12 protein-coding genes are annotated in these 19,910 nt (G+C 61.1%); 1 reads left to right on the top strand and 11 read right to left on the bottom strand.

Annotated elements, in window-relative coordinates:
• Nucleotides 1-215 precede the first annotated feature (215 nt).
• From HK108_RS13945 to HK108_RS13895, 11 genes are all read right to left on the bottom strand, one after another.
• Nucleotides 216-2,696 carry a helix-turn-helix transcriptional regulator gene (locus HK108_RS13945; protein WP_181271945.1) on the bottom strand — a complete coding sequence of 827 codons (2,481 nt, stop codon included), beginning with the start codon at nt 2,694-2,696 and terminating at the stop codon, nt 216-218.
• Between the two features lie 136 nt (nt 2,697-2,832).
• Complete coding sequence (locus HK108_RS13940) at nt 2,833-4,455, bottom strand: sigma factor-like helix-turn-helix DNA-binding protein (RefSeq protein WP_181271944.1); 1,623 nt, start codon at nt 4,453-4,455, stop codon at nt 2,833-2,835.
• 523 nt (nt 4,456-4,978) lie between these two features.
• Nucleotides 4,979-6,403: a copper amine oxidase gene (locus HK108_RS13935; protein WP_181271943.1), complete on the bottom strand. Its 1,425-nt coding sequence runs from the start codon at nt 6,401-6,403 to the stop codon at nt 4,979-4,981.
• A 50-nt stretch (nt 6,404-6,453) separates the two neighbouring features.
• Nucleotides 6,454-9,987: a choice-of-anchor G family protein gene (locus HK108_RS13930; RefSeq protein WP_181271942.1), complete on the bottom strand. Its 3,534-nt coding sequence runs from the start codon at nt 9,985-9,987 to the stop codon at nt 6,454-6,456.
• 550 nt (nt 9,988-10,537) lie between these two features.
• A complete protein-coding gene (locus HK108_RS13925; RefSeq protein ID WP_258233354.1) occupies nt 10,538-11,533 on the bottom strand; it encodes an HTTM domain-containing protein in 996 nt (331 codons plus the stop codon).
• A 241-nt stretch (nt 11,534-11,774) separates the two neighbouring features.
• Nucleotides 11,775-12,491, bottom strand: coding sequence for a DUF5819 family protein (locus tag HK108_RS13920; RefSeq protein WP_258233357.1), 717 nt, complete (start codon nt 12,489-12,491; stop codon nt 11,775-11,777).
• 213 nt (nt 12,492-12,704) lie between these two features.
• Entirely contained in the window at nt 12,705-15,191 is a 2,487-nt protein-coding gene (locus HK108_RS13915) for a choice-of-anchor G family protein (RefSeq protein ID WP_181271941.1), read from the bottom strand.
• 436 nt (nt 15,192-15,627) lie between these two features.
• Nucleotides 15,628-16,371, bottom strand: coding sequence for a response regulator (locus HK108_RS13910; protein WP_181271940.1), 744 nt, complete (start codon nt 16,369-16,371; stop codon nt 15,628-15,630).
• Nucleotides 16,319-18,052 carry a sensor histidine kinase gene (locus HK108_RS13905; protein ID WP_181271939.1) on the bottom strand — a complete coding sequence of 578 codons (1,734 nt, stop codon included), beginning with the start codon at nt 18,050-18,052 and terminating at the stop codon, nt 16,319-16,321. The genes HK108_RS13910 and HK108_RS13905 overlap by 53 nt, the downstream gene beginning before the upstream one ends.
• The gene (locus HK108_RS13900) at nt 18,052-18,480 is read right to left on the bottom strand and encodes a hypothetical protein (protein ID WP_181271938.1); all 429 of its coding nucleotides are present in this window, start codon (nt 18,478-18,480) and stop codon (nt 18,052-18,054) included. Before HK108_RS13900 ends, HK108_RS13905 begins: the two co-directional genes overlap by 1 nt.
• Nucleotides 18,481-18,582: 102 nt before the next feature.
• Nucleotides 18,583-19,239 carry a TetR/AcrR family transcriptional regulator gene (locus HK108_RS13895; protein ID WP_181271937.1) on the bottom strand — a complete coding sequence of 219 codons (657 nt, stop codon included), beginning with the start codon at nt 19,237-19,239 and terminating at the stop codon, nt 18,583-18,585.
• A gap of 338 nt (nt 19,240-19,577) precedes the next feature.
• Between HK108_RS13895 and HK108_RS13890 the strand changes: the two genes are divergently transcribed.
• Nucleotides 19,578-19,793 carry a CsbD family protein gene (locus HK108_RS13890; protein WP_181271936.1) on the top strand — a complete coding sequence of 72 codons (216 nt, stop codon included), beginning with the start codon at nt 19,578-19,580 and terminating at the stop codon, nt 19,791-19,793.
• The last annotated feature ends 117 nt before the right edge of the window (nt 19,794-19,910 follow it).

Here is a 19,910-nt window from a genome sequence, read left to right as displayed (position 1 = left end):
CGTCTTAGGGGACTTGACATCGAAGACATCGACTTCGATCCCACCAACCCCTCCGCCACCGAGTCCTCTGCTGACACCACCACACCGGACCAGCACGCGACGGAGCCCGAAAGCACCGGCCCCCGACGACCAGTCCAGCCTGCCCGGCGTATTGTGGGTCATCCAGCGATCTCGCCCCTCACTTTCGACGAAATCTCCATCGCACACGATGTTCCTCAGTTCGAAGTTGCAGACCCTCCTCCGGGCACTTCAGTCGATGAGAGGTACCCGTTGCGCTTCGCGTGTTCGATCATTTCGGCACGACTGCGCACACCGAACTTCTTATACAGCGCAGACAGTCGATTCTTCAACGTCCCGGCGACGACCCCGAACTCGCGGGCGATCTGCGGGACCGGCTTCTGGGAATCGATGGCGAAAAGCAGCGAAAGCTCTGCAGAAGACAGTTCGACATCACGGTCGACGGACACGCGCAGAGTTTCCGGAAGATCCAGAAGTCGTTGCTGTAGATCCGCGCCCGAACTGTCCGCCTCATCGAATGTCTCAGCCAGATCAGACCAGGCCGAGTGTGAGGCCGTGACCGCGATGAGCGCCGACCTCGAAGACTTCGACATCTGCGCAATCGGCATCAATGTCGACCCGATGATGCAGTAGTCGAGAACGTGGCCGAAACTGTCCACGGCCGCACTTTCCTGACTTTCGTGATGCAGGAAAGCGGCACGAAGTGCCGCAGCACAGCCCTTGAGCCGGGGGCCATCGACGCTGTTGAGGACACGAGCAGTGTGCGACCACAGCTGCTCGCGCTGTCCGAAGACGAAACTCTGGCGCGCTTTGACCAATGAATACGAGGGGTCAGTCGGAGTCATCTGAACCACCAGATCCTGGATCGGCTTCGTCTCTCCCGCAGCCAGGAACACAAAGCTCGCGATATTCACGATCCCGGAGAATCTGGAATTCGACGAACTCGTCATCGGCGAATCCCGAGTGTCGACATTGTCGATGAGCTCTTTGGCTGCGATCGAGGCTCGGCCACGGTAGACACGATAGAGACTCTCGGCGATCGTGGGCAGCGATCCGAGCCCTTTCGCAGTCCCCAGCTTCTTCAGTTTCTCAAGAGCTGTGCCAGCCGCAAGCAGGTCGAGTCGGTCCAGGCTCCTCATCGCATCGAGGCATTGCCATTTATGTTCACCTGGCACGGTCTCCATGCCGAACATCTGCGCCTTGTCCCGAGTAAGGGTGAGATTCCAGCCCATCTCTTTGCCGTGACCGTGGCCGAGATTGGCCAACGCGGTCTCCAAATAGCCAGCGAGCATCGGGTGCCATGAGTTCGGCGCATAGGTTTCGGAGAACTGAATCACTCTCTGAAGGACCCGCAACGCCTCAGCGAAACGACCTGCTGAGACCAAATTCTTGCCATGCTCAAGATTGAGCCCAGCTTGCATCATGGCTGTCGGGCCGGACCCCTCGTCATGGCGCCGGCGCAGCAATTCACGTCCCGAATCGATCGTCTGCAGCGCCGTCCCGTAGTCACCGTTCGAACGGTGAAGGCGTGCCTCTGCAGCGGTGAGCGCAGCGATCTCATCCACACTTAGTTCTGTCTCATGACCTGATGACAGGATGCCGTGGAGGCTCGGTACGACAATGCTGTCGAAATCTGTCACCGGCACCAAGCGCGTGCGGTCCTCGGTTCCGAAACGACTACGCGTCGAATCGATCCTTCGTGCGGCGCTCCTGGCCAATGCGAGAATCGGCCTTTCACTGATGACGGAGGCGGGAACTGAGAGAAAAGCGTCGACCGCGTTGACCACGTCGTCGAAGACATTGATGGACCGTCGCGTCCACATCTGCTCGAGGAGTTCCCAGCCTTCGATTTCGACGACGAGGTCGAGGATCTCGTCGTATCCCGGCACATCGCTCGCCTTCGCCCTCGCATAACTGTTGTCGATGGCCATGCTGAATGCTTCGTGAGGACTTCTATGGAACTCGGCTGTCCAGGGGCCGGTGATTCGACGCATCAATGAGCGAATGAGACCCGGAACGGTCAGCGTTCCGTCTTCTCTGGATTCGACGACCAGCAGACCCTCGGCGACAAGCTCGGAAACCAACTCCGTGGACGTTGTGGGAACAGTCGTCTTGGACTCGGCCAGATCATAGGCTTCGTGAACGAGACCGATCGTCGGCGCAGTGATCTTCGGAAGCCACGAAAAGAGGGCCAGCAGAAACACAGATTGCGCCTTTGCTCCTCCGACCGAGAGGCGAGGAGTCAGCGAGGGCAGGAGCAGTGCGTCGATCTGGGGCTGGTCGATGTCAGATACCCGGAATCCAGCACGATGTGCGGATTCGATGAGAGACTGCGCAATGTCGATTCGGCCGGCGCTGCAGCGAAAGAGGTTTTCGATTCCGGCAGCGTCGAGATCATCTCGGAGGGTAAGCGCTTCCGCGAAGGAACGTTGGTCTGAGATCACGGGGCCGAAATAAGCGTCGAAAGCGCTCTCTCGGCGAGGAGGGGATGATTCTTCGCTGTTGTCTCGGCTGGGCTCTCTGATTGGCAATGCTGGAATCTTCTCTGTGCTGTCGGCGGGGAGCCGTGGCAGTGGGGCCTGCCAAGGTGAGGGGAAATGTGCGTTGCTACATAAACATGTATAGCACAGCGAGCTTACCGGTCTGTCGAGATGATATCTCGGCAGACCGTTCCTCACCGTATGTCGGTCCTGCTCCGGGAAGCTGCCGGCGCCGCTAGGCGACCGGCGAACTGCTGTCAGCTCAGTTGGGCCCAATTGCGTCGATCAGCGACTGGGGCCACGGTTGTCCGTTTTTCGACAGCCTATCGGCGTCTTAGTTCACCCCCTCTGCCCCTTCGGTCTCCGACGGGGCGGACGTCGATGTCGCGTCACTCGATTGGTCGGACTCCGATGGATTGGGGCTGTCTGGTTCGTCGGACTCCGATGGAGCGGGGTCGCCCGGTTCATCCGGTTCTGACGGTGAAGGCGTATCCGGTTCGTCAGGCTCCGATGGAGCGGGATCGCTCGGTTGGTCAGGTTCCGACGGTGGCGGGTCACTCGGCACGTCCGGTTTTGACGGCAAGGGCGCATCGGGTTCGTCGGGCTCCGACGGTGTGGGCGAGTCAGGCTTCGTCGGGTCCGGATTGCCGGGCCCACCCGGCTTCTTGCCGCTCGAGGACTTTCCAGCGGTGCGATCATCACCGTGCGAGGCAGGTGGCTCTGTTCCATCCCGGCCCACAACTTCTGAAGCCTCGGAATCGTGTGGATCATTCACGCTGGATGACGATGAGCCGCGTCCGTCGGAGGATGAGTTCCCGGACGATGCGCTGCGCTCCCCGGTACGGCCAGCCCGGCTTCCCAGTTCTTTCCCGGTGGAAGCGGACGATGACCCGACATCCGTACGATACCCCGAGGTCTCGCTGGATATCGGCGAGATCGAGAGTCCGACCAGTGAACCAAGAAGTCCGACACACGCCGCCGCCACTGGAATGAGGACGGGCTTCGGGAGGTGGAAGGCTGAGTCGTCTTTCTCGACCTCTGAGTCTTCCACGACAGCCTGCATCGCCCCCGTGGATGGATCTGAATCTTCTACAGACTGCGCCGCCTCCGTTGATGCGGCTGAGGCAGTCTCCCCTTCCGCCTCCAGTGACGGCACAAGGGCAGTTTCCTCTTCGGCCTCTATCGACGGCTCTATGTCTTGCGCAACCTGCGCCGCCTCCGTGGAACGCGCGAGGGCAGCTTCCCCACCCGACTCCGTGGGCGGTAAGGCACTTTCCCATTCCGCCGCCGACGCCGACTCGGAGTTGGTTTCCGTCGCGGCCAAGGAGGCCGATGATGTCGGGGCTGTGTGTGATCGATTATTGAGCGTGTCAGCGAATCGCTCGATCAATGTTGGCGACGTCAGCAGAGCAGGAATCAGCGCAGAGCACAGATCCGTCGCGTTCAGGGCCCGCCCGCCCTGCTCCTGCCGCCACCGCCGCTGCAGCTCCTGACGAGCACGCGACGCCAGACGGGCCGCAGTGTGCGCGGTGACATTCAGTCGCTGCGCCACAGATGCCGCCTCGAGGCCCTCGACTTCCCGCAGCCACAGAATTCGCTGCCAGTTGTCGGGAAGACTCGAAAACACGTGTGCCACATTGCTGTGTCGAGCCCAGGCTTCAGAGACGATCCTCGTCTCCTCCGTCATGTCGTGATGGGCTGCTTGCTCGTCAACAGCACGCTCGATGAGTGTCTCAAGTTCTTCTGACGTCTCAGGCGGGGAGTCGAGAACCTGTTTGAGGACCGCTAACAGCGCAGCGTCGTGGACCGCGCGGGGGCCCGCCTTCCCGTTCATGGAATCGTCGATATGGCGGCGATAGATTTCGGAGAAGGCACCGACAGTTCCGGAGCCGATGAGCTTGAGGATCTCATCATTCGTGAAATCGGCAAGATTCTCGTCAGGCTGATGTTCGTTCACGTCTATCCGGTCCTCATCGGTCTCGACAGAAGTAGGTGGAAGGAGCCGCGCTGCCCAGCAACGCCAGAGCCTCCGCTTGGCAGCGTGCTCTTATCCCGGCAGTTTATCGCATGTTTGCAAGCTCCTTTGCACATGCATGACCTTTTCCTGCCGCCACAATGACTATTTCGTGAATATTCTCTGGTTCCTTAAAGGCGATGAGTTGAGCAACGGGAGAAAGTTACTGAATACCGATCGGAAGTAGTGGCGGCCAATGGCGATCAATTCAAGAGCGAATCGCATAAATTGAATGGAGACCCTCCCGGACGCGCGCTCAACACGCCCAGGAGGGGACACGTGACTGCACTGAGGATGCCGCCACGCAAGCGCCGATGTACTCATGAGATTTACCGACAAAGACAGAATAACTTGCCTCAATGAATCATTCAAAGGTCATCTCATAAAACAAGACAAATTGGGTTGGGGTGGTTAATGACTCTTGCATGACTGCTTCATGACCCTAAGATCGGAGCGTGTTCGGTCCTCAGTTGATGGACTCTTGGTTCCACTCGGAGTCGGGTACCCCGTTGACTCCTTCGTGGCCCTTCGGCAGATCGAACCTCTGCGCAGTGAGATCTCTGGGCAGCAAGGTGAAGCCTTGCCAATGCATCTCCATGGGCGACTGCTCCTCGTCCCTAGGCACATGGTGGAATCCGACCGCAACCCATGACACGACATCATCGAGCGTCTGGTCCTTTCCGTCTTCGACGAACTCCGGCACTCCCCTTCCGCAGTCGCCCCTATTCTTCGTTGCATAGAGTTCACAGTCGTTGTGATTCGTGAATCCTACGTCGTAGCCGATGTCATCACCGTGCGTATGGGAATGCTCAGCGTCGTCGACGAACTCGAAGGAGTCAGTTTTGCCGACATCGATCTGATAGGAGATGGGATGGCCATCATCGTTGAGGAGATTTGGGTTGAGGACTCGCCACCACCGGCGATTTTGCCAACGGGCCGTCGTGGGATGATCGAGGTCCGTCAGCTTACCCGTAAGCTTGGGGGACTCCGCGCCTTTCTCGCCTGTCTCATCGGCGTCGAACTGCTGTGCGCTCATGCCTCCAGTACCACCGAGGCCCCACCGTATTCTCCAGACGGCGTTATGTGAGTGGCTGGCCGCGTGCTCGTGGTCACCGACATCCCACCCATGCTCTTCATCCGTGTAATCGACCGGAGACAGGTCTCCCGTTGCTCCGAGCTGAACGTTGATGGAGCCGTCGGCACCGAATGTGTATTGCGAGACGTATTCGTACCAGCCGACTCGAGAGACTGTCGACAGCTGCCATCCGTTCTTGCGGGCGTTTGCTGGAGCCACAAGATCGCTGGAGTGGTAGGCAAGTCCTTCATCAACGACTTCGGAGCACAGAACCTTCCTCGTCTCCGATTTGCCGTATGAACCGTCGCCGATCTTCGGGATGCTTGCCGCCTGAATGTCTCCCCTGCATGCGTCGTCAGTGAGTGTCTTCATTTTTCGTCCGCCGAATCCGGACTCAGTGATATCAGAGGTGAGTCGCTCTCCGGTGTCATAGGGAACCTCAAGCTGAGAAGTCGACATTGTGTCGATCACCCGGATCGGGTCTTCACCTGGTGGAGTGATGTAAATGTCTGAGAGTGTCAGTCCGAAGTCCGGATGAACGCCCCAGCACATCGTCCATGTGGCCCCGCTGGACAGCGACTTTGAGACCTTCTGCTTGGGACTCTTGCAGGAGACGTCGGCAACGGCCTGCTCATTATCGCCCTGCCGTCCAGAGTGCGAACTGTCGCCCTGGGTGCAGGCAGTCACGATGATCAAGAGAGACAAAGCTCCGGCAGCGATCTGAGTCAGTCGTCTTTTCACTTCGGTATCGATCCCCAGAAGAAGCCGCCCCACACGGGCGGGAAGTCGAAAATAGTGGATGGGTGTGGTGATCATGTGAGCGCATGATCACCACACCCGATCTCATCTCATCTCGAAGATGAGGGTCACACGTGAGTCTTGTTTCTGAACGTGTACCGTGCGGCAGCACCGACAGCGATAAGCGCGGCGGCAGCCAGGAAGATCGGCACGATCTCGCCACCGGTTCGTGGCAGATCGCTGCTTACACCTTCGTCGCCAGCTCCTGCGTTCACGTCGCCGCTGCCAGCGTTCGACGAAGCGTTCGCATCGTCACCACCAGCATTGGACGAAGCATTCGCATCGTCACCACCAGCGTTCGACGAAGCATTCGCATCGTCACCACCAGCATTGGACGAAGCATTCGCATCGTCACCACCAGCGTTCGACGAAGCATTCGCATCGTCACCACCAGCGTTCGACGAAGCATTCGCATCGTCACCACCAGCGTTCGACGAGGCATTTGCGTCGTCGTCGGACCCAGCGGAAGTCACCTCGATGGTCGCCGCGGCTTCGGCGCCATTGTCATCGGTGCCAACTACGGCGAAGTCTCCGCCGGCGGTCTCGGCGGGAACGGGCAGCTTCGTGTCCTCTGGCACTGCGCCCTCTTCATCGGTCGTTACAGTGATAGCCTTGCCGAGGTCATCGGAAGAGTCGTCGGGCTTCGCCGACGGCAGTGCCAGACGAATGCTGACCTCGGTTTCAGGCAGCCAGCCGCTGCTCGTCAACGTGGTCTCGTCACCGGCCGGAACCGGAGACGACGCCTCGATCGAGGGAGCATAGACCTCGAAAGTACCTTTGGCTGTCGTCTCATTCGACGCTGTGCCAGTCACCGTGAGGTCTCCGGCCTTGGTGTCTTCCGGCACCTGAATCTTCGTGCCATCGGGCAGAGCACCCTCCCCATCCGCAGTTGCGATCACAGGGCTTCCGACGACATCTCCATCAGCGTTTGCAAGCGTAAGTTCGACCGAGGTGTTGGCCTTCCAGCCCGCGCTCTTCAGCGACGCCTCTCCACCAGCTGGAACCGGCGATGAAACGTCGATCGAGGGTTCTGCAACTGTTACAGATGCTTCGACCTCAGCTTCATTGTCATCACTCGCACGCACCGTGAAATCGCCTGGTTCGGCATCTTCGGGAATCGTGAGGACCGGATCGTCAGGTACGTTTCCGTTGCCGTCAGTGGTCACATTCACGGCGTCACCAGCGTCTTTTCCGTCGGCGTCGACAAGCTGCAGCTTGATCTCGCTCGAAGGAAGCCAACCGGTGCTCTTCACTGCCGCGTCCTGGCCGGGAACCACCGGGGACGTCGTCTCGATCGTCGGGGCGTAGACGGACACTGTCGCCTTCGCGGAATTGTCGTCAGGATCGGTCGCCGTCAGTGTGTAATCACCAGCAGCTGCGTCGTCGGGAATCGGAAGAGTCGTTCCCTCCGGCACATTGCCTTCCCCGTCGGCTGTGACCGTGACATTGTCACCCACAGACTTCCCATCGGGGTCTGTCAGTTCGAACGTCACATCGGCATCCGCGGACCATCCCCGCGAAGTCACGTCGATGTCAGTGCCTGCCGGGGCCGGAGTGGTGACCGATACGATCGGGGTTCCTGCCTCGGCGACGGTGAGAGGCGAATCGATGCTCGCTCCGTTGTCATCACTGCCGACGACGGTGAAGTCACCCGGCTCGGTGCCGTCGGGAACGGTCACGCAGGTGTCGTCGGGCAGATCGCCGTTCTTGTCAGCAGTGGCCGTGACCGGGTCACCGACAGGCTTGCCCTCTGCATCGTTCAGCTGGACCGTGATCTCGGAATCAGGAGCCCATCCGCCCGACTTGATTACAGCGCAATCGCCCGGGTAAACAGGGCCCGCAACCGTCAGATCGGGTGCGTAGACCGTCACATCGCCCTCCCCGGTGTTGCCGTCCGGGTCAGTACCGACGATGGTGAAGTCACCGGGAGTGACATCGGCGGGAATCGGAAGAACCGTTCCCTTCGGAAAGTTTCCGTCTCCATCGGTCGTCACCGTGATGGGGTCGCCGACCGGCTCGCCGTCGGGACCGTTGAGCTCGACAGTGACATCCGTATCCGGTGCCCAACCTGTGGAGTCCAGCGTCGTCTCTCCACCTGCAGGTGCAGGCGACGAGGTGTCGATCGACGGTCCGTCAGCGGATTCATCGCATGAGTCGGTGCGAACGCCCGCGTTGCCGATGCCCAGACGTGCCGTGCCATCGCCGACGCCGAGGCTCAGTGCAGAGACTTCCACACCATTGACCGTAGTCGAACCGTCGGCCGCGGTGCATTCCGTCGTCTCTTGATGGTTGATCTGCAGCGAGACGAGGTTATCGGCTATCAGCTTGAGGAATGGGTCAAGTGCCGCACGGATAGGCACTGTCATCATGTCCGTCTTGATAGTGGTGAACGCTTTGTACAACAGTCCCGAAGGATCGGACAGCTCGTCGTAGACCGGGCCCATCACCGTATCCATGGACTTCATGACGGTGTTGATCGTCCCGCAGGTGACTGTTCCGGTGGCGCCCGCCGCGTCGCAGAAGTCGTTGCTGACCTTGCCCGTCAGGTCCATATCCCATCCGGCTTTCGTGCCGTCCGGGGCCGTGATGTCCACGTTCACAGTCGCGCTGCGCAGCGACTCGATGGCCGTGTCGACTGCGACATCAATGACTTTCTCGATGACATCGTGGACGCTGCTGGCGATGAACGGGTAGGTCTCATCATCGATCAGCTCAGTGTTCGGATCCTGGTTGTTCATCCCAACCGGCCGATCGATCACCCCGTCGTCGTTGCCGCCGATCCGTCCGACGTCGACTTCGATCGACCCTTCCCCGAGGTCGATCGTCGCGAGACCGTCATCAGTGGTGATCGGCTCGAGCAGAATCGCATCAAGAACGTCGTCTTTGATGCTGCTCTCGACACTGGCGTCCACAGTCATGCCCGGAAGGAGGTCGGTCAGCCCGAGTGCTTCATTGAGCGCATCATTGACTTCGCCCTCCATCTCGCCGGCAGCGTCCGAGACGCCGTCGCCGGCATCGTCGATCGCCGGAGAGTGCAGCTGCAGCTTGGCATCGCCGACTCTGTACTGCCCGTACTTCCCGACAGAATCGGGATCTTGGAATTCGCCGTCGATCGCCTCGACCCAGGCGCCGCCGAGACCGAGATTCAGATCTGCCTGGTCGATCAGGCCATCGGTGACATCGGATGACCCGCTCGCCGCCACGATGGAGAGCAGGTCGACCTGCGCAGTTCCGAAATCGCTGTCTTTGCCATCAAGGCTGAGCCCGCCATCGGCACCGACGATGCCGGAGACGGCCTTGCCGTTCTTGGCATCAGACGCCGTCGATTCGCTCTCAATGGCTCCGGCCTGGCCGAAGTCGATGAAGTCGTCGACTGGGATCTGGTACCCCGCACCGAAATCGATGACTTCGTCCCCGCCGAGCGCACCGTTGAATGCCTCACGGTTAGGACCGGGATCCGATTTCGATCCGGCTTTCGACTGTGCCGCCGCAACCAGATCCTTCGAATCGAGGCTCATCCCTGCGACGCTCGCCTCGGCTTCTGTAGGATCATCCGGATAGTTGTCGAGCCCCAGCGCCGAGGCGCTGGTCGTGCCGACCATCGCTCCGACAACGCCGAGAGCCAGTCCTGAAAGTGCCCATCGTGGAATTCTTCTTCGCCGACTCCTCTTCGCAGAATCGAAACGGCGTGAATGGACGTGTTGAGACACGTTTAACCTCCAAATTTACGCATTTGAAAGGCTCCGCTCCCTCAGATGTCGGATTTTGATCCAACGAACGTGACCCACAATCCATTCTGTCGAAACATCCAGTTAGTGTCTAGAGTTTTTCAATCCCGGATGAAGCTTACGCACAGGGCCATCGCACTTCGGCACGGCCGCGCCCTCTCGCCCAAACTGCTTCAGATCCCCTAGAACACAGTGAATAGTCGCCTATGAAGACGCTCCACGGGCTTCCACTGAAGACCCCGAATCTCATGGATCTGCCGCAAAATTTCCTGAGCATTGTCCGCATAGCGATACGTGATCGAATTTGCCAAGGCAGAAGTTATCGCACAAGCCATGTTGAGTAATATAACCTCGCGAAAGATTTACCCATAGAAGTCCACAAGAGTTTCCAAATAATCACGCTAGTTTGCCGCGTATTCAGAAATCAAGTGGTACCGGACTGTGCCAGAATTTCGGCTCTTTCGAGCAAGTCGGCTTCTCTGGTCGAAGGTACCGGCCGCGGCGCGGTCGAACGCCACCACCCGCGCAGGCAAACACTGAGGGCGGCGAAGCTGCGGTCACGGATGAAGATCGCGTCGACAGCGATCATCGTCAGCGAAAACCACGGGAGCCCCATCAGCAATGCGATCCCCAGGTGAAACGACAGAATGCCCAGAAGGCCTGCGGTCCTCGTCCATCGATTGAAGAGCATGAATGGGAACGCGCACTGGAACAGCACCGAGGCCCAGGAGATCACCACCACCATCGGACCCCACGCCGTGACGAGATCCGAGAGCACCGGCCATGTCCCGAACTGCTGGGTCTGCAGCGGGTTGTAGACAGCGAAACCGTGCTGCCAGGCAGCACCACCGGCCTTGTACAGACCGCCGGACATGTAGATCGCACACACCTGAAAGGCGAGCACTACGATGGCGAGATTGTTGGCTGTGATCAACACCCACCGCCACTGACTTCCGACAGGCGTGCCACGTGAATCGGAATCGGTGCCGACTCCATCAATTGCCGCATGATCCACGACGTGGGCCCGGCGAGATCGGCGAGTCCGGCGACGCGCGTCTAACGACCACCGGCGAGTGGTGTCGGCGAAGAGCAGGGCGATCATGAACATCCGGTAGGCGTTGTCGCCCTGATCACCGGCGCCGTCGTTGAGTTCGATGAAACTGACCCACAGGATCAGATAGAACGGCAGAACAATCCGCGTGTGCCAGCCCAGAGTGATGACGATGGCGAGGACCGCCAGACCGATCATCATTGCCGTGAACAGCGGAGGAACAGTCACTACCTGATGGAACAGGGAGAACAGCCAGATATTCGGGAAGTCGCTCTTCGGATCCGCGATCTCCCCGCTCCAGGCGTTTCCGACGCCGAAGGCGTAATGACGGGCATTGAAATTCGTGAGGATGAGGCCGAGACCGGTCAACCCGATGAGGATCCGCGTCACGGCCAAGCCATAGGTCGCGTGGTAGCGTCCGGTGAGCAGAGCCTCGAGCCGATCCCAACCTCGTGCGATTGCCGTGCACACCTGGGCCGACAGCGGCACAAACTCCGTGTTCGTCGGACCGATCGGCGCCGAGGTGGTGCTTGCGTCTTCCGGATCCGTCGAATCGATCTTCGCCGAATCGGTCTTCACCGAGGCTGCATCCGCTTCGTCCGTTCTGATCTCAGTTTTCATCGGCGCACCTCACGACGTCGGAGGCACAGAAGTACTTGGCGAACTCCTCATCAGACTGAGCGTCCTCGACCACTGAGGCTCGCCACCCGACCGGCACCGGTTGAAGCTTCGGGAGCGTGGCACTTTCGTCATTGCGCTCGGCGAACGGGACGACATTCTGCCGGGCAACCTGATACTGCACTCGCTCCACGTCGTCACCCCACACGGCTCTCGCGACCTGAGTCGCATACGCCGTGGCCATATGCTCGCTGTCGAGGTAGCCACCGACCGCACCGTCGGGATCCTCATATTCGCGGAGTTTCGTCGACAGACGTTCCACGGAGTCGCCGCCCCTGAAGTAGTCAAGCTTCACTATCGCTTTCTGATCCGCCGGCAACTCGTCCCAAGATCCTTTCAGGTCCGAGGCCAGGCCGATGCCCAACCCCGCTGATCGCGGCGGGAAGGGTCTGTAGGTCGAATGGTCCAGCTCGACATCGGTTGCCCGCACCCACTCGGTGATTTCTTCCCCGCGGCTGGTCTTGACCACCGCACGCACATCGAAGTAGTAGTCCCCGTTGATCGGTTCCGGCGCAAACACACTCCACGACTGACCCCACAGCGGAATCATGTACTTGGAGAGCAGTTCCCCCGGAACCGCCTCGCGCGGGGCGGACGATGGTGCGATCCACAGCAGAGTCGCGAACAGGTGGAATCCCGTAATCGCCATCGCGACGATCACTAGTGTTCGCTTGATCGTCGGACGAGGTCGGGGCACGACCTCAGTCGCATTATCTTCCATCACGAATCCGGATTCTGCTCGGGCATTTCGTCTGTCTTCCCCGGCGCGTCCGGGGGTCTCACGCACGAGGCCAGGCGGCGGGTGCGAAGTGACGACTTCGACCCCACCACCTGACCGGTGCGATCAGCGGCTCAATCTATTTCAGAGGCCGCCGCGGTTGCGGTGACGGCGAGCCGCGTAGACCGCTGCCGCGCCACCGGCGATCAACAGCGCCGCGAGTCCGGCCATGGCCATAGTGCCTTCGGCACCTGTCCTCGGCAGGTCTCCGCCGTCGCTGCTGCCCGAAGCGTCCGCATCTGCGCCGGCTTCGACGTCAGCCGAAGCGCTTGCAGCGGCAGAGGCGTTCTCATCGGACGAGGTGTCTGATTCGTCGCCGTCAGCCGACGCGCTGGTCTCTGCACCATCTGCGTTGTCATCGGACGATGCGGAAGCGTCTGCCTCGTCGGTCGAGTCTGCCTCAGCCGAATCGTCGGCATTGGCCGCGGCCTCAACCGAAGCCTCGTTGGACGAATCGGCAGTCGATGCCACCGATGCTGCTGCAGCCGGATCGGCATCGGCGGCAGCCGAGGAATCAGCGTTCGTCGAATCCGAGTTGTCCGCGTTTGCAGCGGCGTTCGATGCCTGCTGCGACGAGGCGTTCGGATCAGAGGTCGAATCAGCTGAGGTGTTCGATGACGCATCCTCGGTGGCAGCCGATTCGGCAGCCGCTTCCGCGCTCGCGTCGGCCTCCGCCGATGCTGAGTCGTTGGCATCGTCATCGGCGGCTGCCTCTGACGCTGCCTGTGCGGCAGGGTTCGAATCGTCGTCGGCGTCAGCGGAAGCCGAGGCCGAAGCCGCAGCGTTCACGTTGACGTTCGAGTCGGCATCATCAGCAGCCGAGGCGTCCGGGTCAGCAGCTGCGTCGGGATCAGATGAAGAATCGGCATCGGCCGAATCGTCCTGATCGGCGGCAGCGCTGTCGTCCGCGTCTGCATCGTCGTCGCCTGGGGCATCGTCAGCGGTCGCACGGACCGAGGACGAAGCGAGGTTGACATCGATCGCATCGGATTCGGGAAGCAGTTCCAGGCTCACAGCGTTGACGGTGAACCCGGGGCCGTTGTTGCCATCGACTCGGCTCGACTCCAACGAGGACTGAGCAGAGGCTCCTTCGCTCGAGGGGTTGGGCGACTGCTCATTGATCGTGAGGTCGACAACCTCGTTAAGACCGCTGAGGACAGGTTCGAGTCCGTCCAGGACAGGGTCGACGATGCCGGTGACAGCATCGGTTGTCTCTTCGGTCGTCGAGTCGAGGACTCCCCCGATGATCGGCTTCGTGACTCCGAGGACCGCCTGGACCACCGGTCCGGTGATGGCGTTGACCACAGTGCCGACAGGAACGCCGGCCAGCGAGAGGTCGGTGTCGACGACAGGCTCGGAATCGTCCGTGCCAGCCAGCTGACCCAGCGTGGCATCCACGGTGACCTTGCCGTCAGCCGCAGGGATACCCGCAGCTGTGATGTTCGCGGGCAACGCGATGTTGAGATGCACATCGTTGAGTGCATCGGTCAGAGTCTCATTGACCCGACCCGACAGTGCACCGAGGGCGTCTGCGACGGCGTCGGTGATCTTCGAGATCGTATCGCTGGTCAGCACCTGAGTGTTCGGATCCAGACCGTTGAGGTCCTCACCGTCGGCACCCTTCACGACCTTGGCGAGGTCGATCTTGATGTCGCCGTTGGCCAAGTCGATCGAGACGATGCCCGATTCGTCCTCGAGCTTCTTGTTGACGACGTTCTCGACGACGCTGTTGAGCGCATCGCCGGTGTCGACGGAGACCTTCGTGTCTTCTCCGCCGATCTTGACAGAGGCGAGCCCCGCATCGACGTCGAGTCCGAGTCCGGACAGCTCGTCCACGAGTCCCTCTTCGCCGATCGCGTCGTCGAGGGAACCGCCGACTCCGTCGACGGCTTTGGTGAGTTCATCGGAAAGGCCGCCCACAGCAGGGCTGGAGACGGTGAGCGTTCCGTCGGCGACGACATACTCGGAGTCGGTGGTCTTGCCATCGCTCTCGGCGGTCGACCCGACCGCACCCAGTTCGAGGCTGAGCTCGTCGACGATCTGGTCAGTGACACCGTCGAGGTTCAGCTGCCCCAGGAGCGATGTCAGATCGACTTTGGCATTGCCGAAATCGCCGTTGTTGACGTCATCGAGGTTGAGTGCACCGTCCTCGCCCACGGCTCCGGCACTGGCCTTGGCCGCGTTGCCGGAAGCAGCGCGTCCGTAGGAGTTGAGCGCACCGGCCTCGCCGAGTTCGAGAAGACCGTCGCCACCCTCACTGCTGATGAGCGGGAGGTCGATTCCCGGAAGTTCGAGCCCGAGGGACTGCAGCACTTCCAGGTTCAGCGGTGTGCTGTCTTCCGCTTCACTGGAAGGAGAACTGCTGTAGGCCGAGAGCGCATCGACGGCATCTTCGGACAGCAGGTCCGCATCGATCAGCTGCCCGAGAGCCTCTGAATCCTCCTTCGGGTTCTTTTCATCGGCTGCACCTGGTGACGTCGTCAACAGGGTCAGCCCCACTGCGGTCGTGGCAGCCACCGCGCCCACAGCGATCTTGCGGCCGGTCGAGGGTCGACCTCCGAGCATCTTCATAGTCCTCCATATCGGTTCATCGTTCCTGATCAATCGCAGACAGCAGCCTGGACGGAAACATGCAGTTTCCTGGCAGATCGCACACAACGATACGGAATCATCTATGAGTAATCATTCCGTCATTCACAACGTTATCGTTCCGTTATATTGCAAAATCGTCATACTCACGATGCGGACAGATGCCACAAGGAAATATGTTTGATGCAGACGGGAACCAGAGCACACACTGCCCCCTGATCTGGGGCTATATGTAGGCAGTCACCGAGCTCTTGAATAGAGTTCGGTCAGGCATCCACTTATTCATTGAAATTTCATGACAAGTCCACTGATGACAGAAATGCAATATTGCGCTTTATGACTTCGTGGAGAAATCCGTCAGCTCCGTTAAGTTCTGTGAACTCACCGACGGGTCAGTCAGCGACAGCTTGAAGTGCCCTCACACCCACCGGTACTCGTACTCCGGTCGCCCCGGAGTCCCGTGCCGAGGCTGCTTGATCGCCTGCTTCGTCGAGACAAGGTGCTCCAAGTACCGGCGCACGGTGACCCTGGACAGATCAAGCCGCCGCCCCACCTCGGTGGCGGAGACCGGAACCGTGGAATCACGAACGAAGGCGGACACGGCCTCCAAGGTCTCGGCGATGAGCCCCTTCGGCAGAGTCGTCGACGATACCGACCGCAGGGCCGAGAGCGCATTGTCCACCGAGGCCTGAGTCGCCAACGACCCCGATCCGCTGAGTCCGCGCCGAAACTCGCGCTGGTTCTCCAACTTCTCCTTGAACGCCGCGAAGGTGAACGGCTTGATGAGGTACTGGGTGATGCCCGACGAGATCGCCGAACGGATGACCTGCAGGTGCCGCACCGCGGTGATCGCGATGATATCGACGTCCTGACCGCGCGAGTTCAGCCGCCCGGCGACCTCGAGGCCGTGCGAATCCGTGAGGTTCATGTCGAGGAGGACGATATCGACTGGCGTCCCGGCCGCGGCGAGTTCGTCGAAGCGTTCGATCGCCTCGTGCCCGCCCAGGCACGTTCCGACGACCTCGAACCCGGGCACCCGGGCCACGAAGTCCGCGTGCGCCTGCGCCGTCATCGGATCGTCTTCGACGATGAGCACCCGCAGCGCGGCATCATCGCTCACGTGAGTCTCCTTCCGCCCGATCCTGACTCGAATCCTCACCATCCGTGGTGTGGCTCTCCGAAGAATCGTAATCGCCGGCCGCGTCGATGTCCCCCAGTGGAAGCGTCACCGTGAAGATCGCACCGCCATCGGAATCGACATCGATATGTCCGCCGAGGCGGCTCACCGCCTGCCGAACCAAGACGAGCCCGAATCCGTGCCGTCCCACTCCCCCGACCTCGGGTTTCGCCGAGGCGCCGAGGTGGAAGAGCGCATCGATGTCCTCCCCCGCAACTCCGGCACCGGAATCGGCGATGGTGATGATGAGCTCCCCGTCAGCGGCGACGAAGTCCGCCCACACGTGCTTCTCATCCGAGTCCGCGACCGCGTCGAAAGCATTGTCGAGAAGATTGCCGGCAACGGTGACGAGGTCGCGAGCATCGAGTCGTTCGGGAGGGAGTTCGCCGGTGGCGGTGACGGTGAGTTCGATGCCGCGCTCATTGGCCTGCGCGGCCTTGCCGATCATGAGCGCGGTGATGAATGGCTCGTCGAGTGAGGCGACGAAGGAATCCGTCAGCCGCTGCGATTCCTGCTCGTCCTTGACCGCGAAGTCCAGCGCCTCCTGCACCCGGCCGAGTTCGATAAGAGTGGAGACCGTGTGCAAACGGTTGGCATGTTCATGAGTCTGCGCACGCAGAGCCTCGGACAGAGTCGTCATCGTTGCCAGCTCACCGGTGAGCTCCTGGATGTCCGTGCGATCGCGCAGGGTCGCGACCGTTCCGCCTTCATCGCGCCCGCCGCGCGGCTGCCGGGCCTGTTTCTGACTGATGACGAGGACTCGGTCCTCGGTGAAGTGGATTTCGTCGACGGCGACCCGACCGGTCGTCAGAAGGTCGCGGACAGATTCTGGCAGGGCCACCTCGGCGAGGGAGATCGGCGTCGATTCCTCCACCTTGGGCAGGCCGAGCAGGGACGCGGCCTCGTCGTTGTAGAGGACGAGCCGACCGGAATCGTCGGCGAGGATGAGGCCCTCGCGCAGGGAATGCAGGGCCGAATCGTAGAACGCGAACAGACGGCGCAGCTCCTCCGGACCATAGCCGAGGGTGACACGGCGCAGGTAGCGGGCGAGTAGCCAGGAGCCGAGTCCGCCGAGGGCGAGCGCGGCGAGGCCGACGAGGATGATCTGCGGCAGGGAGGCCGCCTGCGCCACCGACAGGGTCTCGAGCGTCACGCCCACGGCGACCATGGCGGTGACCTCGCCATCGGCGTCTGTGATCGGCACGATCGCGCGCACCGACGGGCCGAGCGTGCCCACGTATTCCTCGGTCTCGGTCTGCCCTGAGAGGGCTTTGGCCCTGCTGCCGAGGTAGGTCTTGCCCAGCTGTTCGGGATCGGGGTGGGTGTAGCGCGTGCCGTCGCGGTCCATGATCGTCACGAAATCCACCTCGGCGAAATCGATGACGGTCAGTGCGTAGGGCTGCAGCCGGGCGGAGGGATCGTCCCCGGTCACAGCCTCGGTGACGAAGGGATCGTGGGCCAGCGTCTCGGCGATGGACAGGACCCGCTCGCCGGTGGCGTGCCGGATGTTGTTCAGCGTCGTCACGTAGCTCGTCACCGACAGCGCGGTGCAGACGAGGACGATGAGGACGAGCTGGACGAGGAAGAGGCGCCTCGCCAGGGTTCCGCCTCGGCGAACCCGGAATCGCTCCCGGCCCCGCCGTGGTGGGGCCGGGAGGGACGTCATTACTTCTTAACGCTCTTCTTTTGCTTCTTGCTGCCGCCGGAGATGAGGAGGGCCAGACCGATTGCGGCCAGCCAAGTGTCCTTGGCCACGGCGGTGCCGTCCTCGGAGGGGCGGATGCCGTCGTCCTTGGTCATCGCATCGATGGAGAAGTAGTTCGCGACGAGGCCGGCGGCGAAGGTCGTCAGCGCGGCACCGGCGATGCGGGTTGGCACGAACGGCAGCAGCAGGGCGGAGCCGACGGCGATCTCACCGTAGGAGAGGAACTTCCCGAACTGGGCAGGGGTCATGTTCTCGACCATGGGCACACCGTTGGCGGCCATCTGCTGGAGTCCGGCGGCGGATTCTTCGTCGAGGCCGAGCTTGCCGATGCCCGAGTTGAGAATGAAAGCGCCGGGGACTGCGCGCAGAAGTGCGGTGCTGAGTTTCATATCCTGCTCCTTTGTTATCGGATCGTCACTGAGCCAAGACTATCCGTGAGTGCGCAGGCACGCCACAGCAACAGATGCTGTCAACTCCGGTGGCAGTGGTTCTCAGGCCTGTGTGCTGGTGCGGATCCGCTCGATGAGATCGTCGAGGGCATCGTCGAACTCGCGCTGAGCATGGTCTTCCATCAGCAGGCCCTGCAATCGCCGCACCGTAGGATACTCGCCGAGGTCGCCGCCAACGGAGGAGTCCTCCTCGTCTCCGATGACCTCCGGGTTCAGGGAGGCCGCCTGGAGCAGAAGCGCGCCGACGAGGAAACTCGTGAAGGCCTTGTATGCGGCCACCGCCTCGGCGTCGGCGAATCCGAAGCGCTGCAACGAGGACAGGAAGTCCTCGACCCAGCGCACACTGCGCAACGGTGGACGCAGCCAGGGGGCCTGAGGCGGCTGCGTGGCGATGAGCGGGAAGATCCGCGGATGCTCGATAGCCAGATTGCGCGTGGCATTGGCGACACGCTGCAGGTATTCCTCCCACGAATGGGAGTCCTCGGTCATGAGATCGTCATCGAAGAGACCGTCGATGAGCTCATCAACCATGGCCTCGAGAAGGTCCGCGCGCCCGGAGACGTGCCGATACAGTGCCATCGCCTCTACGTCCAAGGCCGTTCCGAGGCGACGCATCGTGAGTTCGCTGAGACCGCAGGCATCGACGAAGGCGATCGCCGACTCGACGACCTGGGTACGGTCGAGTCGCTGCTGAACCACGCGCACTCCCCTTTCCTCGTCGGAGATGTCGCAGACCGGGCGGCTTTCACCGCCAGTCTACTCGCTTGTTCCGACACGTCGAGAGATCCCCTCATAATACGATTACACTGTAAACACCTCATGGATGACTAAGTTTTCACTCTCCACAGATCCCTCGCGCAAGGGCCATTCGCCAACCGTCCCGTCCTGCCGAAGCCGCATCGCTGAGCTCCGATGCGCCCGGCTCGCCTGATCTATTGCGCAGCGAAAACCCGATCTGCTAGGTTGATTACACCGTAAACATGAATAGCGCTCGACAGAGCAGTACGTCCACCCCGATCTCTGCGAAAGGACGAATCATGGATTCCGACGACAAGACCGACAAAGTCTCTGACAAGGCTGAAGAGCTCAAGGGCAAAGCGAAGACCGCTGCAGGCAAGGTCACCGACGACAAAGGCCTCGAAGTCGAAGGCAGGACGGACGCGGCCAAGGGCAAGATCAAGCAGGTCGGCGACGACACCAAGGACTCGCTGAAGGGCGTCAAGGACTCACTCAAGGACTCACCGGAGGACTGAGGGACGCGGCTGGAGGGCGGAGGCACTGTCCGCCTCCGCCCTTCGGCAATGCTTTCAGATCTCATGCCCCAGAAGTCAGCGTGCCGGTACGATCCGTCCCGGCGGCACGAGAAGAAG

The sequence above is a fragment of the Brevibacterium sediminis genome (assembly GCF_013623905.1).
Classification (GTDB): domain Bacteria; phylum Actinomycetota; class Actinomycetes; order Actinomycetales; family Brevibacteriaceae; genus Brevibacterium; species Brevibacterium sediminis.
The sequence above is the reverse complement of the archived record's forward strand: the minus strand, read 5'-3'. Positions and strand labels throughout refer to the sequence as shown.

Coding starts and splice junctions, on each gene's coding strand:
- HK108_RS13935 (WP_181271943.1), bottom strand. CDS start 6,403: ATGATCACCACACCCATCCACTATTTTCGACTTCCCGCCCGTGTGGGG.
- HK108_RS13920 (WP_258233357.1), bottom strand. CDS start 12,491: ATGGCGATTACGGGATTCCACCTGTTCGCGACTCTGCTGTGGATCGCA.
- HK108_RS13905 (WP_181271939.1), bottom strand. CDS start 18,052: ATGACGTCCCTCCCGGCCCCACCACGGCGGGGCCGGGAGCGATTCCGG.
- HK108_RS13900 (WP_181271938.1), bottom strand. CDS start 18,480: ATGAAACTCAGCACCGCACTTCTGCGCGCAGTCCCCGGCGCTTTCATT.
- HK108_RS13890 (WP_181271936.1), top strand. CDS start 19,578: ATGGATTCCGACGACAAGACCGACAAAGTCTCTGACAAGGCTGAAGAG.
- HK108_RS13930 (WP_181271942.1), bottom strand. CDS start 9,987: ATGGTCGGCACGACCAGCGCCTCGGCGCTGGGGCTCGACAACTATCCG.
- HK108_RS13910 (WP_181271940.1), bottom strand. CDS start 16,371: ATGGTGAGGATTCGAGTCAGGATCGGGCGGAAGGAGACTCACGTGAGC.
- HK108_RS13915 (WP_181271941.1), bottom strand. CDS start 15,191: ATGAAGATGCTCGGAGGTCGACCCTCGACCGGCCGCAAGATCGCTGTG.